Origin of the sequence: Adhaeribacter rhizoryzae (genome assembly GCF_008629685.1) — a bacterium.
In the GTDB taxonomy this organism is placed as follows: Bacteria; Bacteroidota; Bacteroidia; order Cytophagales; family Hymenobacteraceae; genus Adhaeribacter; species Adhaeribacter rhizoryzae.
The window spans coordinates 39336-55447 of sequence record NZ_VWSF01000016.1; the positions used below are offsets into that span (position 1 = coordinate 39336).

Annotated in this window: 9 protein-coding genes; 5 read left to right on the forward strand and 4 right to left on the reverse strand. The window is 43.6% G+C overall.

Annotated elements, in window-relative coordinates:
* The first annotated feature begins 26 nt into the window (after positions 1-26).
* The 3 genes from F0145_RS18055 (at position 27) to F0145_RS18065 (ending at position 6119) form a co-directional block, all read left to right on the forward strand.
* Positions 27-2450 (forward strand): ABC transporter permease, encoded by a 2424-nt coding sequence (locus tag F0145_RS18055; protein WP_150090519.1) that lies wholly within the window; start codon positions 27-29, stop codon positions 2448-2450.
* A gap of 74 nt (positions 2451-2524) precedes the next feature.
* Entirely contained in the window at positions 2525-4927 is a 2403-nt protein-coding gene (locus F0145_RS18060; RefSeq protein ID WP_150090521.1) for an ABC transporter permease, read from the forward strand.
* Between the two features lie 97 nt (positions 4928-5024).
* Positions 5025-6119: an HNH endonuclease gene (locus tag F0145_RS18065; protein ID WP_150090523.1), complete on the forward strand. Its 1095-nt coding sequence runs from the start codon at positions 5025-5027 to the stop codon at positions 6117-6119.
* 252 nt (positions 6120-6371) lie between these two features.
* Here F0145_RS18065 and F0145_RS18070 read toward each other — a convergent pair whose 3' ends face one another.
* The 4 genes from F0145_RS18070 to F0145_RS18085 form a co-directional block, all read right to left on the reverse strand.
* Positions 6372-7400, reverse strand: coding sequence for a serine hydrolase domain-containing protein (locus tag F0145_RS18070; RefSeq protein WP_190277592.1), 1029 nt, complete (start codon positions 7398-7400; stop codon positions 6372-6374).
* A gap of 407 nt (positions 7401-7807) precedes the next feature.
* Positions 7808-8554 (reverse strand): hypothetical protein, encoded by a 747-nt coding sequence (locus F0145_RS18075; RefSeq protein WP_150090527.1) that lies wholly within the window; start codon positions 8552-8554, stop codon positions 7808-7810.
* A 648-nt stretch (positions 8555-9202) separates the two neighbouring features.
* Complete coding sequence (locus F0145_RS18080; protein WP_150090529.1) at positions 9203-10474, reverse strand: serine hydrolase domain-containing protein; 1272 nt, start codon at positions 10472-10474, stop codon at positions 9203-9205.
* Positions 10475-10868: 394 nt separating this feature from the next.
* A complete protein-coding gene (locus F0145_RS18085) occupies positions 10869-12140 on the reverse strand; it encodes a serine hydrolase domain-containing protein (RefSeq protein ID WP_150090531.1) in 1272 nt (423 codons plus the stop codon).
* A gap of 462 nt (positions 12141-12602) precedes the next feature.
* Here F0145_RS18085 and F0145_RS18090 point away from each other — a divergent pair, with 462 nt between their 5' ends.
* On the forward strand, positions 12603-15008 hold the full coding sequence (locus tag F0145_RS18090) for an ABC transporter permease (protein ID WP_150090533.1): 2406 nt from the start codon (positions 12603-12605) through the stop codon (positions 15006-15008).
* Positions 15009-15123: 115 nt separating this feature from the next.
* Positions 15124-15903 carry a toast rack family protein gene (locus tag F0145_RS18095; protein ID WP_150090535.1) on the forward strand — a complete coding sequence of 260 codons (780 nt, stop codon included), beginning with the start codon at positions 15124-15126 and terminating at the stop codon, positions 15901-15903.
* Positions 15904-16112: the final 209 nt, after the last annotated feature.

Consider the following 16112-nt stretch of genomic DNA (forward strand, 5'->3'; position numbering starts at 1 on the left):
CAATATTGCCGATTAACAATAAAACTATGTTTCAGAATTATTTAAAAATTGCGTTGCGTAATCTTTGGCGCAACAAGGCCTTCTCGGCCATAAACATATTTGGTTTGGCTATTGGTATGGCAACCTGCTTAATTATTATGCTCTTCGTGATGGATGAGCTGAGCTACGACCGGTATAATATTAAAGCCGACCGGATGGTACGCTTAAACTTCCGGGCTGTACTAAACGGCGAAAAGTTGGAAACGCCTACTTCTGCGGCTCCCGCTGCGCAAACGTTTCTTGCCGATTACCCGGAGGTGCAGGAAGCTACGCGTTTGCGCCCTTACGGCTCGCCAATTGTTACCTACCAAAATAAAACTTTTAAGGAAGAAAGCTTTGCCTTTGTTGATGCTAATTTCTTTCAGGTTTTTACCATACCCTTGCTCAAGGGCGATGCTAAAGCGGCTTTGCAAGACCCCAATACCATGGTTATTTCGCAGGCCATTGCCAAGAAATATTTCGGCGACCAAGACCCTATCGGGAAGGTGTTGCAATTTAAAAGCGAAAAAACAAATTATAAAATAACCGGTGTAATAGACCGCGTACCCACTAATTCGCACTTCAAGTTCGATTTTTTTGCTTCTATGGCCAGCTTGCCGGAAGCTAAAGAGACCACCTGGTTAAGCAATAATTTTTTTACGTATTTGGTACTGCAGCCAGGTTATAATTATAAGCAACTCGAAGCCAAATTACCGCTGGTAGTAGAAAAGTACATGGGCCCGGAAATCCAGAAATCTATGGGAATGAGCCTGGCGCAGTTTCGTAAAAAAGGCGATGATGCCGGTTTGTTTTTACAACCCCTCGCGGATATTCACTTGCATTCTAATTTTACTTCCGACGTAGGTGCTGCCGGCGACATCCGGTACGTTTATATTTTCTCGGCTATTGCCTTATTTATGCTGCTTATTGCCGCTATAAATTTTATGAATCTTTCTACGGCCGGGGCTTCGCGCCGGGCCCGGGAAGTAGGCATCCGGAAAGTGCTGGGCTCGGTTAAAGGCGAATTAATACGCCAGTTCCTGTTTGAGTCTGTTCTGCTTACCATTATTGCCTTGCTGTTGGCAATAGTTCTGGTTCAGGTAGCTTTGCCCGTTTTTAATGAGTTGGCTAACAAACAATTAACCATGCAATTCCTGAAGAATATTTGGGTACTTACTGGGCTTTGTTTATTTGGTTTGCTCGTGGGCATTTTAGCAGGTAGTTATCCGGCCTTTTTTCTTTCTTCCTTCCGGCCCGTGGCGGTGCTTAAAGGTAAGTTCAGTTCGGGTAAAGAAAGCCTGAGCCTTCGCAGTGGTTTGGTTGTATTTCAGTTCTTTGTTTCCATTGCCCTTATTATTAGTACAGCCGTGGTGTATGAGCAGCTTACCTTTATTCAAAATAAAAAAGTTGGCTACAGCAAAGACCAGTTAATGGTACTGCACGACACCTACTTACTGGGCAAACAGGAAGAAATACTCCGGCAGAAACTCCTGCAAGATCCGCGGGTAGGTAATGCCAGTATATCTTCTTACCTGCCGGTAGGGCCAACCAATGCAAATAATTCTGTGGTTTTTCCTGATAATAATGCCGCCCAAAGCGTGAGCACTTATCAGTACCGGGTTGATTATAATTATATTCCCACGTTGGGTATGCAGTTGGCGGCCGGCCGTAATTTCTCTAAAGACTTTGCTACCGATTCGGCCGGCATGATAATTAACGAAGCCGCTGCCAAAGCTTTTGGCTGGGGAAATAATATTCTGGGCCGTAAGGTTACCTGCTTTATAAATAACCAGGGCGATAAGGCTATTTACCAGGTTATTGGCGTGGTAAAAGATTTTCATTTTCAATCGCTGCACCAACGCATTACCCCGCTGCTCATGATGCTGAACGATAATTCTGGCTCGCTGGTGGTAAAAGCTAAAACCAAAGATATGGCAGGCCTATTAACCTCCATAAAAGAAGAATGGCAGAATTTAACGGCCGAAGCCCCGTTAACTTACACCTTTATGGATGAGCGTTTTGCCCAAACCTACCAGGCCGAACAAAAGATTGGCCGTATTCTGGCAATATTTGCGGGGCTCACCGTTTTTATTGCTTGTTTGGGTTTATTTGGCTTAGCCATGTTTACCGCCGAACAACGCACCAAAGAAATTGGCATCCGGAAAGTGCTGGGTGCTTCTTTGCTAAATATTGTTTCGCTTCTTTCTAAAGACTTACTAAAATTAGTATTGGTGGCCAATATTATTGCCTGGCCGCTAGCCTGGTATGCCATGCAGCAATGGTTACAAGATTTTGAATATCGCACCAATATTAGTGGCTGGGCCTTTATTCTGGCTGGGGTTATGGCTATGCTAATTGCCCTGGTACCGGTGAGTTTCCTGGCTATAAAAGCGGGCGTAGTTAACCCGGTAAAATCCTTAAGGAGCGAGTAGCAGTAATATTTATTATTAAATAATTCAAATATTATTGAATAATTCAAACCGCTTAGGCAAGGTAAAGAAATAGCATGGTGTACCCATTTCTGAAAATAGCTTTCCGTAACCTGCTGCGGCACCGGAGCCACTCGGTATTGAATATTCTGGGTTTAGCGTTGGGCATTACCGGGGCCATTCTGATTTTTTTGCTCGTGAAATACCACCTGAGCACCGACCGCTACCATACCAATGCTGACCGGATTTACCGGGTAGTTACCGATTTACACCTGGAAGACGGCAGCATTGAATATGGGCCCGGCAGCCCTTACCCGATGGCCGAAGCGATTAGGAATGATTTTCCGGAGATTAAAACCACCGCCTTTATTATCCGGAACCAGGCCCTGACGGTGGAAATACCAAACAACCGACAAACTGCGCCCAAACGCTACCTCGAAAAAGAAGGCATCAGCTTTGTTAGCCCCGCATGGTTTAAAATATTCGATTACCAATGGCTGGCCGGTAATCCGCAACATGCCCTATCCGAACCGAACGCGGTGGTCTTAACGCAAGAGTGGGCGAATAAATATTTCGGGCAGGAGAACCCCATTGGTAAATTTATTCGGGTAAATAACCAGTTTACGTTTAAAGTAACCGGCTTACTACAAAACTTACCGGACAACACCGACACGAAAGCCAATATGTTGGTGTCGCTGAGCACGTATAAAATTATTAAGCCCGAATTTCCGGAAAACGACTGGGGTTGGATTGACAGCAACAAGGAAACCTTTGTGCTGCTACCACCTAGCTTTACGGCCCGCACATTTGACCAAGCTATGCCGGCTTTCTCCCGTAAATACCACGGCGACCTGGCCCCGGTCTACCACCATCACTTGCAACCCTTAAGCGATATTCATTTTAACGAACGTTACAAAGGTGTAATCCGGAAATCGCTGCTCTGGGGCCTGAGTTTAATTGGCGTTTTCCTGGTAATTATTGCGGGTATTAATTTCGTGAACCTGGCTACGGTGCAGTCGTTCCGAAGGGCTAAAGAAATTGGGGTGCGGAAGGTACTGGGTAGCTCGCGGACTCAGCTTTTCCAGCAGTTTATGCTCGAAACGGGTTTGCTTACCTTGGCTGCTACGTTTCTGTCGTTGGTGCTTGCTAAGTTCTTTTTGCCTTACCTGAATAACTGGACCAGCTTGCCATTACAACTGAATCTGGCTACAGACCCGGTGCTATGGCTTTTCTTAGTATTATTGGCATTAACCATTATTTTCCTGGCGGGATTTTATCCGGCCCTGGTGTTGGCGGGTTTTAACCCGGTGGCGGCTTTAAAAGGCAAGGTCGCTACCCCGCAAATGAGCCTGGCAGCGCTACGCAAAGTATTGGTGGTTACCCAGTTTGCAATTGCCCAGGTACTTTTAATCTGTACGGTAGTGGTAGCTAACCAAATGAAGCTTTTCCGGAATACCGATTTGGGTTTTAATACCCAAGCGTTGGTAATGGTGCCTTTGCCGGAACCTGTTAAAGGCAAAATGGAAGCTTTCCGGAACGAGTTAAAACAGCTAGCTGAGGTGCGCCAGGTTAGTTTGTGTTTTCGGGCGCCAGCCTCTACCACCAACAATGGTGGCAGTTTTAAATACCATAACCGCACCGAATGGGAAGCCTTTCCTATTCGGTCTAAATGGGGTGATTCGGAATATTTAGCCACATTTGGCTTAAAATTGCTGGCCGGCCGGAATATAATTGACCGCGATTCTACGCTGGAACTGCTGGTAAACGAAACCTTATTGCGCAAACTCCAAATACAGGACCCAAACCAAATATTGGGTAAAAAACTAATAGTGGGCGAATTGGGCGATAAACCCGGCAAAGTGGTGGGCGTGGTTGCGGATTTTAATACCCGCTCTTTACACACCGACATTGAACCTACCGTAATTGGCACCGCGCCGGAGACCTACCAATATGCTGCAATTGCATTACAGGGAAACAACTTAACTTCCAAGTTAGCTGCTATCCAAGCCAAATGGCAGGCTATTTACCCCAAAGAAGTTTTTGAATACCAGTTCCTGAACGAACAAATTGCCCGCTTTTATGCCACCGAAGCAATGCTGGGGAAATTAATCCAAGCTTTTACCTGGGTGGCTATATTCATTAGTTGCCTGGGTTTGTACGGTTTAATTTCCTTTGCCACGGTGCAGCGCACCAAAGAAATTGGCATTCGTAAGGTTTTAGGCGCTTCGGTAGCTACCATTGTGCGGTTATTAACCACAGATTTTCTGCGGTTGGTTTTACTAGCCAATATAATTGCCTGGCCGCTGGCGGGCTGGGCCATGCACCGCTGGCTCCAGGATTACGCTTACCGCACAAATATTAGCTGGTGGATATTTGTTTTGGCTGGTTCAGCCGCCGTAATAATTGCTTTACTAACGGTGAGTTATCAGGCTTTAAAAGCGGCCTTAGCTAATCCGGTGAAAGCTTTGCGGAATGAGTAATTAAAATCGTATTGGATTTTTATTACTAAATTAATAGAAGTAAATTGAATAAATTTAAGATTTGATTTCAATCCCGATTTTATATTAATCCTAACTTATGAATTTTGTGGCGTATACTTTTTCTGATCTCGGTAATGAATTAGATATATTCACTAAAAGTTATACAATAGAGGAATTTATAGTTTGTCCTATTGAAGAAATAAAGAATCTTAAACCGAAAGAAGAGAGAAGATGCAGGTTTTGTGGGTTAGATTACTCACAGACAACTTTTGATAATAAACCACACATTATTTCAGAACTTCTAGGTAATAAGTATTTGATTTCAGATTTCGAATGTGATAAATGTAATACTTTCTTTGGTGCTAATTATGAGAATGATTTAGCCAACTTTTTGGGCATGTCGAGAACATTCTCAGGTGTTAAGAACAAAAAAGATAAAATTCCAATATTTAATTCTCCTGGATATAACCTTTCGGCAAGGAGAACAGAGTTTCATGGAATAAAAGAAGGATTAATAATTTCCCTATCTAAATCGGCAAAAGGTATTTTTAATATTGATAGCAAAGAAGGAAGAACAGAGATTAAATACCCAAAGCAGCCATATATCCCTTTAAAGGTTTATAAGGCATTACTGAAAATTGCGTTATCAATATTGCCTGAAAAATATGTATTGGAATATCAATATACTTTTGAATATTTGAAAAGAAGTGATAATAAATATTCTGAGGTAGCAAAAATTATACATTATGAATTACCATATAATCATATAGTTCATAATCCGGTTTCTTTTTTGTTTAAAAAATTGAAACCTGAAAGTAGGATTATTAACCATGTATTTGCTCTATATTTCCAAAATCATGTCTTTCAATTTCCTATTCCTTTTTCTAAAGTAGATATAGACAATAATTTATATAATGGAGAACCTTATTCGGTTCCTTTATGTCCTCCATTACTATTATCAAAACCAGAATTTGGAGCTAAGTATTTCAGGGCTATAAAAGACTTATCATCAAATGAGAAAGTTAGAGAGGAAGAAAAAATTACATTCTCATTCGACCCAAACATAATGAATGATTTAAAAGCTTATGATAGTAAGACCGGAGAAGTTACAGATAAGGCTTTTGACCCTGATGAGATTACAGAAATATACATCGCCCCTTATAATTCAGAGACTCTATTTTATAAAAGTTAGAGATACTTGATTATAGTTGTTTCATTTACGCTTACATAAATGAAAGAATATATTTTTAGTTCTTTTCCTTTGCAGTAAGTTTTTGTATTTAGAATAATACTTTTAGCCTCTTATGTATTAACCCGCTAGCGTGGAACCTTTGGGTAAGTTTAAGTTGAGAATGTAAGTGCTAGGTTATAACACCAGACACGGCAGAAAAAGGCAGCACTGGCTAATCCGGTGCAGGCTTTGCGTAATGAGTAGCTGCAATATTTATTTAGCGATCATCAGGCCCGCTAAGCCCTCTGTAATTTCTAAAACATTAGAAGCGTTGTTGGAGAGTACAATAATGGTTATATCTTCCTCTACGTACTGAATAAGATTGGTAGCATAACCCGGCTGATTTCCGCCGTGCCACAAATAATTACCGTATTTATTCGTGCCAACGCCTATTCCGTAGCCATAGCTTTTTATTTTGGTAGCCAGATACATTGCAGAAGATGGATCAACAGTTACTTGTGGGGAAAGCATCTGCTGCTGGGTCTTTGTGCTGAGCAAGCTATTATTTTTTAAAGCCCGGTCCCACTTTAATAAATCGGCGGTAGTAGCATTTACATTACCATCGCCTTGGATGCCATCCCTCGGAATAACAAACCCATAAGAAAGTAAACTATCCGGCAGAATATACCTATCTCTACGCTCTGAATAAACGTAGCCATAAGCGTAATTAGCCATGCTTGCACCTGCTGAATGCCTGCTATTGTAAATGCTGGTATGTTGCATCCGGAGCGGCTTGAAAATATTTTTATTCATGTAATCCGGGAAGGGTTGGCCGGATATTTTCTCTATAATAGAAGCCAGTAGTACAAAGGCGGCGTTAGAGTATTTCCATTTTTCACCCGGTTTAAAAAAGCTAGCTGGTTTTGTTTTAATCAGAAAAGCAAGCACATCCTGATTAGAGGCAAATTGGTTGGTGGGCCAGGTTTTCAGCATATCCATGTAATCGGGTAAACCGGAGGTATGCGTGAGCAGATGCCGAATAGTAATATTAGGGTAAGGGAGTTCCGGAAAGAACTTTCTCAAGGTATCCGATAATTTTAATTTGCCTTTTTCTACCAGGAGCAGAATGCCCACGGCGGTAAATTGCTTCGAAATGGATGCTAGTTCAAAGACCGAGTTGTTGGTTAAAGGCTCTTTGGTTGTATAATTTCGGTAACCAAAAGCCTTTTGATAAACAACCTTTCCGGATTTTGCCACCAGTACATTCCCATTAAAATGTTGCGTAGCCACTTTTGTTTGCATAAAACTATCGAGTTGGGCCGCCAGTTTATTTTGGGCTGATGTACGTAATGGCAACCATATCAATAATATTATCCATATAAGAATTAGAAAAGCCTTCTGCATGGTGCCTTAACAAGGTAAATAGTAACCGGAAAGTGAAGCGGCCGAAGTGTTGTGTAAGGATAATAGAAAGGAGAAGCCTGGCTGAGCTTCTTAAAAAGTAGGCGCAATATTCTAGCTAAATAAAGCCAGGACAATATTGCCTGCAAACAAGACTTTGCTGTTTTTTTTAAGTGATAGGAGTCCACATTTGTCATTCCAGAGGAATCTATTTGGTTGCCTACTACATAGGTTCCTCCTGAATGACAAATGTGGATTGCTTAGACCTTGCTCTTTAAAGGTAAGCGTTATCTAAAAAATAAAGCTGGTTACTCCTGCAAACCAAAATTGGTGATTTTACCGGCTGGGTTTAAGGTAAAACTCATCTGGAATGAAACTGCCTGGTTTTTACTTTTAAAATTGGCGGCTCCCGTTTCGGGATTAATGGGTTTGGTTGTATCCAGCATAATACCGCCGGTTTTTTGGTACATTTCCTTTGCCTGCACCGTTAATTTTTCTAAGGTCAGCGCAGATATTAGGCTCTCATCCAGATAGGTTTTTAAAAAGCTTTGTATTTTATCGGTAGCGTTGGCGTTAATGGCTTCCTGAAAAGCTGGGAATATTTTCTGGTAACTTTGGTTTAAGCGGGCAGTTTCGGCTGCGCTTAGTTTCTTTTCAGTAGCGTTGGCGTTTGCTTTTATCCAAATATCCCTTTTAAAAGCAGTAACCTGGTTAATGGTGCCGCTCTTATCCTGGACAAAATCCAGGGTGAATTCCGGGTGCTCGGCGGCAACAAAGTTTAAATCTGCTTTTTGCTGAAAGCTGATTTCCCGGTTGCTCCAAAGTTCTTTCAGGGTTAAACCAGAACCGACAGCACTAATCTGTAATTTCAGGTTTTGATCGCCAAGTAATTGGTAAGTGCCTTCAAACTGTTTTAAATCTGCTGCGGGTTGGCGGGTTATTTTCTGTGGTTTGTTAGCCAGCAGGCTGATTGGCAATACTAAAGCTAAAATAATTGCCAGGGTAAATGATAAATAGCTGCCGATCGGGCGAGATAAAAAAGGACTTGTTTTCATAGCGAGAAAATTTTATAGTTAAGGTTATAAGGTTTAGGTATATATTTAATTGAGGTGCAGGTAGGCAGCGTTTATAGCTGGGAGAAAGTAATAGCCAGCTGCAAGGCAAACCCAACCCAGAGGAGAAAAATGTAGCAGCAGAGGTTTGGGTATTTTTTTCATAAGAATTGCCATGACTTGTTCTTTACAGATGCAAGTGCAATCGAATTCCACAAAAATTTTATCTCTTTATTTTGATATTTTTCGCCATGTCAGGAGTTATCACCATGGCCTCAGGGTAAACGCAGCATTGTATTGCCCGGGAGCTTTAGCCCCGGGTTTTAAGAAATATTTGGCACCCCTGACTGAAGTCAGGGGTAATTCAAAGTCGGGGGATTAAGGGAAGATGCCCGTCAGACTAAGGAATATTTTAGAATAATTTACGTTTGCTCGCACCAGATTGTAGCTGGTGTGTTTTATGAAAGGACGTTTCCAATTTCCGACCAGTTGAAAACTGGCAATTATTAGTAGGCACAAGTTGCGCTTCGCTAAACTTGCGCCAGCGCTAGTAGCTTAGCCTGCTTAGGGTGATAACCTGACGCGCCAGGAAAGCTATAGGTATTCTTTTAGGATTATTTCCTAAGCCTATAAATTTTCTGCTATTCTAATTTACTTAGGCAAGTATTCGCCATATACCGCATCCCGGAAGCGCTTGTGCAATTGGCCGTAAAAGGGCATGACCTGCACAAACAGTACGGCGGTGACTTCATTAACCGGATCTACCCAAAATAAAGTGCTGGCGGCGCCATCCCAGAAAAACTCACCCACTACACCATTGTTTTCTTCTTTTGTAAAAGGCGGGCGCAGCCGCACCGCGAAATCAATGCCAAAACCCACCTGCCCTTTGCTGGGTAGCCACATGCGTTCGGTAATACTTTCGGCTAAATGGTTGGTAGCCATTAATTTTATTGTTTCGGGTTTTAGAATAGTAGCTTTACCCGACTTGCCTTTATTCACCAGCATGCGGGCAAATTTCATGTAATCGTCCAGGGTAGAGGTGAGGCCAAAACCGCCAGGTTTTAACGGCCAGTTTTTAATGTTGTAGGTGTTTTCATCATCGGGTACGCGCGTTAACTGGCCTTCGGTGCTGCGGCGATACATACCGGCAAACTTCTGCCGGTCGCTTGCCGGAACTACGTAACGGGTGTTGGTCATGCCCAGCGGATTAAAGATATTTTCTTGCAAATATTGGTCAAAAGGTTTGCCGGAAATACGCTCTACCAAATAAGCCTGCACGTCTACCGATGGTCCGTAAGCCCATTGCTCGCCCGGATGAAACTCCAGCGGCAGACCAGCTAATTTTTTAGCCATTTCGCTTAAGGTATTGGCAGGGTTCATCACATCAGCCTGCTTTACCAAATCGCTGAGGCCCGGCAGGTTGGTACTGGTAGCAAAACCAGCGGTATGGCGGGTAATATCGCGGATGGTAATGGGGCGTTTGGCCGGTTCCAATATTAAGTTGCCCGCCGCATCAACACCTTTATACACTTTCATATCGGCAAACTCGGGCAGGTATTTGGCCAACGGATCATCCAGTTGGAAAGCACCTTTTTCATAAAGCTGCATTAAGGCTACCCCAGTTACCGGCTTGGTCATGGAATAAATGCGTACAATCGTATTTCGGTCCATCGGGATTTTGGCTTCACGGTCGGCATGGCCAAAAGCATTGTAATAGACCTCCTTGTTTTTCTCAAAAATCAAAGCCGATACTCCTGCTATTTTGCCGGAATCAACAAAGCTTTTTAGAGTAGCATCTATGCGGGCCTTTACCGATTTATCAATAATGGCTGGTACTTTCCTGGCTTTATAAGCAATTTCAGGTTGCTGAAACGAAGTCGCCAATAATAGAATGGATAATAATGCCAGGATGGTTTTGTTCATCAGGGTATTGCTGTAAGGTTCAGGTTGAGAGCTATTGTTTTGTTTCTAATTTATAAAAATAAAGCTTGATACAAATTGTTATTATACCAAAAAATTACTTGAGTGCTTTATTTAATGTTATCGCCAGCGTCCCGCTGGAGATAATTTCTGCCGGCCTCTGGCCGCTTTCATCGGTAAAAAAATAGCCGGTTGTTTATAGCGGCCAGAGGCCAGAAAAAGAAGACACGGGCGGGACGCCCGCGCCATATACCACCCGGTGTTTAATCTTCTTAAGCGCAGAACTGAAGTACTATTCTTATTAATAAAAATATGTAAATTCCTGACTTATAATCTGGTATGTGTTGTACGGCCTCCAATTATAGAGTCTGTAACAAGATTCTCTGTGCCAATGAAACTAAGATGAGTTGCGCCTACTTTGTTTGCGCCGGGCCGCTACCGATGATTTTTTAGCTTTCTTGGCGCGGGCTATTTTCTTAGTTGGTCGTTTTACTTTTCTTTCGGCAATAACCAATGGTTTTACTGTTTCGGGGTACAGAATGGCCTGCACATTTTGCATATACACCAAGCTGCCGTTGGTTACGTTGCTTAATACAATTATGGCGCTGTGGTCTTTGCGGTTGCGCATAAAATAATTATTAAACCCGTGCCACAAGCCGCCATGGTACTCCACCGGTTCGGTGTCGGCGAGTTTGCGGAGGCGCCAGCCAAAGCCGTAATCTTCTTTTGTTGTTTCCTTGGCGGCTCCTACAAAAGCTTCTTCCAGGGTTTTCCGCTTAACCAGTTTTTCGGTGTACAAAGCCTGGTCCCATTTATATAAATCTTCTACCGTGGAATAAATACCTTTATCGCCCTGCACGCCATCTAAAAAATCAATTTCGCGTTTGCGGCGGCGGGCCGTGTGGCCAGGCGGAATTTCAGCGTTCTTATCGGTAAGTACCCAACTGTTTTTCATGCCCAGGGGCCGGAATATTTTCTTTTCCATAAACTGCTCGTAAGGCATACCCGATGCTTTGGCAACAATGGCGGCCAGCAACATATAGCCCGTATTACTATAATTAAAGCGTTTATCGGGTTGGTAATAAACGGCGGGTTTGTGTTGGGTCATCAGCCCGATTACTTCTTCGTTGCTGATAAAAGCCCGGCGGTCTTTCCAATATTTTTCGGTAAAATAAGTGTAGTTGGGCAAGCCCGAGCGGTGCGTAAGTAAGTGCCGGACGGTGATGCACTCGTAAGGAAAATCCGGGAAAAAACGCTGCACCTCGTCTTCGTATTTCAGGCGTCCTTGTTCCTGCAGCATCATAATGGCCATGGCGGTAAACTGCTTACTGACCGAGGCTAACTGAAAAGGCTTTTGCGTGGTTAAGGTGTCTTTCTTCTGAAAATCGGCGTAGCCAAAAGCGCCTTTGTATAATATTTGGTTGTACTGCGTTACCAGCACCGTGCCGTTAAATCCTCGTTTTTTATGTAAATCCCGGAACAGCGAATCCAGTTGGCACTCCTGCTTTTTGGCTCTTTCGGGGTTTACGAGCGCCACTATTTTATCGAACTGCTCGTCTTGTTCTGCTGCCGCTGCCTCATTTTTATCGGAGGCTGATTCGGAACAGGAAAACAACAAGCAGAAGCCCGCCAACCACAAAAACCTAACCAACGAAAAGAGTACCTTCATGGACGCCATGCATAAATTTTAAGCCAAAACCAGATATCTAACATACAGAAAAATTCTTAAAACGCCTTCTATTTTCTCCAGCTTTTTGGGCAATTCGTTTTCTTTTACCCGCGGCCTGCCCGCTAAAAGCACGGACTTTAAAAACGGCGGTAAGCGGTAAAATATTTAAATTTAAAACAAATAAAGTTACAGGTTAAGGATTTACAAGTGGCCCCGTCCGGATTAAATTATCTGATTGGGGGTGTTATAAAACCGAACAAAAAAGTGTATCAAAACCGAACGGTTTATTCCTTTAGTTTTAATATTTTTTATATAAATAATTGATTAACAATAATATAATATTGTGGCATTTTTATTATTGAAAGAATAGCGGAGCCAGGTTAAATTATGCTTACTCCAAAACTTTCGGTTAGATTTCCTGATTCTGCTTAAACCACCACCATAGACCTATTTGCTGCTACTATGCTGAAAAACTGTCTGAAAATTGCGTTTAGAAACCTGCTCCGGCACAAAGGTTATACTTTTATTAACATGGCGGGTTTGGCGGTGGGCATTGCCTGCTGCACGTTTATTTTGCTGTATGTGCAGGATGAGCTTTCTTTTGAGAAACACCATCGGCAGGCCGAAAATATTTACCGGCTTACCATTACCATTGATAACAACGGCACCACCGAAAAAGCCGGTATTACCTCGCCGCCTATTGCGCCGCACCTAAAACAAGATTACCCGGAAGTAAAACAATTTGTGCGTTTCAACAGTACCGGCGGCCACGAACTGCTCCGCTACGGTGACAAAGCCCTTTACGAAACCGGGGGCTTTTTTGCCGATTCCACGGTTTTTGAAGTATTCGATTTTCCGCTGGCAGCCGGAAACTCCCAAACGGCTTTAAGTGAGCCTAATTCGATTGTACTGAGTCAGGAGCTGGCCCAGAAATATTTCGGCAGCGAAAACCCGATGGGTAAAATAATTGAAATGGAAGGCAATACGCCGCATACCTTAAAAGTAACCGGAATATTGGCCGAAGTGCCGCGTACCACCCAATTACGTCCCGATTTTTTAGTACCCATGCGCCTGGCTGGTCGCGATTACCTAAATCAGTGGTTTGCTTACGGTGTTACAGCTTATATTTTGGTAAACAATAATTTTAATGCTGCTGCTTTCGATAAAAAACTGGCTGCTTTTACTAAAAAATATCAGCCCAATCGCCCTGGCACCCCGCCGCCGCCTTCTTTGCATATTCAACCTTTGTTAGCTATTCACCTGGACCCGGATTACGGCGGGCAGATAGCACCCGTTAGCGATATTAATAATATTTATCTGTTCTCGGCACTGGCTTTGTTTATTATTTTGCTGGCCTGCATTAATTTCATGAACCTGGCTACGGCCCGGTCGCAGAACCGCTCCAAAGAAGTAGGTGTGCGTAAGGTAATTGGCGCTACCCGTTCGCAACTTATTCGCCAGTTTTTAGCCGAATCAATGTTGCTTTCGGGCTTTGCCTTGCTACTAGCCATTATTATGGTTTACCTGGCTTTGCCTTTGTTTAATAAATTATCTGGTAAATATATCGAACTAAACTACCTGCATAATCCGGAGTTGTGGCTGGGTATGCTGGGGCTTACTTTATTGGCGGGTTTGGTAGCGGGCATTTATCCGGCGTTTTATTTATCGGGTTTCCGGCCGGTGCAGGTGCTTAAAGGCCGGCAAACCGGTGCGGTTAGCGGCGTGGCTTTGCGGCAGGGCTTGGTAATATTGCAGTTTGCCATTTCTATTGGCATGATTGTGGGCACCGCCGTAGTGTATAACCAGATGCAGTACGTGCAAAACAAACGCCTGGGCTTTAACCAGGAGCAAATGGTTATTGTAAATATTCCGGGTAACTTGCCTATCCAGAAATCACGCACCTTCCGCGACGAAATACGGCAGCTACCGCAGGTAAAAAATGCCACCCTTACCGGCTCTATTCCGGCCGACGAAGGCTGGTGGCGTACGCCTATGCGCCCGATGGGTAAAGGCAATTCTCAGGATAATTCTATCATTGGGTTTGTATTGCCCACCGATTTTGAATTTATTCAAACCTTCGACCTGGAGTTGAAAGCCGGGCGTTTCCTTGATAAGAAATTTGCCACCGATACGGCCCGATCTATTATGCTGAACGAAGCAGCCGCTGCGGCTTTTGGCTGGCAATCGCCGGAAGAGGCCGTGGGGCAACGCATTAGTTATGGTGGCCGCGACTCGATTGGCAGCGTGGTAGTAGGCGTACTAAAAGACTTTAATTTCCAGTCGTTGCACCAGAAAGTAGAGCCCATGGTATTTAGCGCCAGCACCCGCCGTGTCTCGTTTTTGGCTGTGCGCCTGGCCACTAACGATATTTCCGGCACCCTGGCCCAACTCGAAAGCAAATGGAACGCCTTCGACCCCAAACACCCTTTTGACTTTACTTTTATGGACGACCGGTTACAGAATCAGTACCAGGCCGAACTGCAATTAGGTAGAATATTTGCCACTTTTGCCGGGTTAGCCATTTTTATTGCCTGTTTGGGTTTATTTGGCCTGGCTTCTTTTACCACTGAGCAGCGCACCAAAGAAATTGGTATCCGCAAAGTACTGGGGGCTTCGGTAAGCGGTATTGTAGGCATGCTCTCCAAAGATTTCCTGAAACTAGTATTAGTAGCCAATATTATTGCCTGGCCGCTGGCCTGGTACGGCATGAACCAATGGTTGCAGAACTTTGCCTTCCGGACGCCTTTTTCGTGGTGGATATTTATGGTAGCGGCTATGGCAGCGCTGGTGATTGCGTTGTTTACCGTAAGTTTCCACGCGGTAAAAGCAGCCGTTTCTAACCCGGTAAAAGCCTTGCGCAGCGAGTAATTATTACTAAAAAATATTCCGAAAATTCCCCGCCTATTTTAGGTGGGGCAGGCGTGGTAAATAATAAATTAAGATTTATATTACTACCACCTTACACCTTATAACATTCAAAATAATGCTCCCGAAACCATTCAAACTGCTTTTGTTTTATGCTGCCAGTTTCTTTTTAGTAAGTTGGTTTTTGGCAACTCCTGCCAAAAGTCAGCTTATTTCCAAGCAAACAATCGACTTAAAAAATATTAAAAATTTGCAAGCCGAACTGCAGCTGAATGCCGGCACCTTTAAGCTTACAACCCAGGACCAGGCAGCGGTAAATGCCAGTTTTAATTACACCCGCAAAAACTGGAAACCCGAAATAAAATTTACACCACAAGCTGGTAAAGGAATATTAAGCATAAAGCAGCCCGAAGAAAAGAATACGAACATGCAGGAGAAGGAGCGGAACGAATGGGAAATAAAAATGCCCCGCTCTGTACCTACTGATCTGAAGTTTAGAATGGGAGCCGGTGAAGGCACGGTAAATTTAAGCGGGGCAAAAGTAAACCGGCTGGAAATGGAAGCTGGCGCCGGCGATTTTAAAGTAAATTTAGCCAATACCGCTGTTGCCAGTTTAAAAGTAAGTGCCGGAGTAGGTGCTTTAACCCTAAACCTCACGGGCAAACGCAACACCAATCTAAAAGCAGAAATTAATGGCGGCATCGGCGACCTGACCCTGGTACTGCCACGCCAAACTGGTGTGCGGGTAAAAGTCTCGGGCTTGGGCGGGGTAGAAAGCCGAACTTTGAGAAAACAAGGCGGCTACTACGTAAATGATGCCTACGGCAAAACCCCGCAGAACCTGGATATTACCGTTAGTGCCGGCATGGGCAGCATTAAGATGGAACTAGAAAAGTAATTTTTATAAGCTAAACAATCTGCCCTGACTATTCAGAAAAGGCCAATGTTGCCTACAACAACTTTTCTGCCCGCCTAGCCGGTGTGGATGGCTGTCACCCTTTGGAGGGGGTAGGGGGAGGACAAGTACTGTTGCGGACACAAAAAACGGTTGTTGAAAGCTAAAGCGGTATAAATATTTTCATCAGAATATTTATTGCCTAGATGTGT

Excerpts from the sequence above, each read along its gene's own strand:
- F0145_RS18055 (WP_150090519.1), top strand. The coding sequence starts at position 27 with ATGTTTCAGAATTATTTAAAAATTGCGTTGCGTAATCTTTGGCGCAAC.
- F0145_RS18060 (WP_150090521.1), top strand. The coding sequence starts at position 2,525 with ATGGTGTACCCATTTCTGAAAATAGCTTTCCGTAACCTGCTGCGGCAC.
- F0145_RS18065 (WP_150090523.1), top strand. The coding sequence starts at position 5,025 with ATGAATTTTGTGGCGTATACTTTTTCTGATCTCGGTAATGAATTAGAT.
- F0145_RS18070 (WP_190277592.1), bottom strand. The coding sequence starts at position 7,400 with ATGCAAACAAAAGTGGCTACGCAACATTTTAATGGGAATGTACTGGTG.
- F0145_RS18075 (WP_150090527.1), bottom strand. The coding sequence starts at position 8,554 with ATGAAAACAAGTCCTTTTTTATCTCGCCCGATCGGCAGCTATTTATCA.
- F0145_RS18080 (WP_150090529.1), bottom strand. The coding sequence starts at position 10,474 with ATGAACAAAACCATCCTGGCATTATTATCCATTCTATTATTGGCGACT.
- F0145_RS18085 (WP_150090531.1), bottom strand. The coding sequence starts at position 12,140 with ATGAAGGTACTCTTTTCGTTGGTTAGGTTTTTGTGGTTGGCGGGCTTC.
- F0145_RS18090 (WP_150090533.1), top strand. The coding sequence starts at position 12,603 with ATGCTGAAAAACTGTCTGAAAATTGCGTTTAGAAACCTGCTCCGGCAC.
- F0145_RS18095 (WP_150090535.1), top strand. The coding sequence starts at position 15,124 with ATGCTCCCGAAACCATTCAAACTGCTTTTGTTTTATGCTGCCAGTTTC.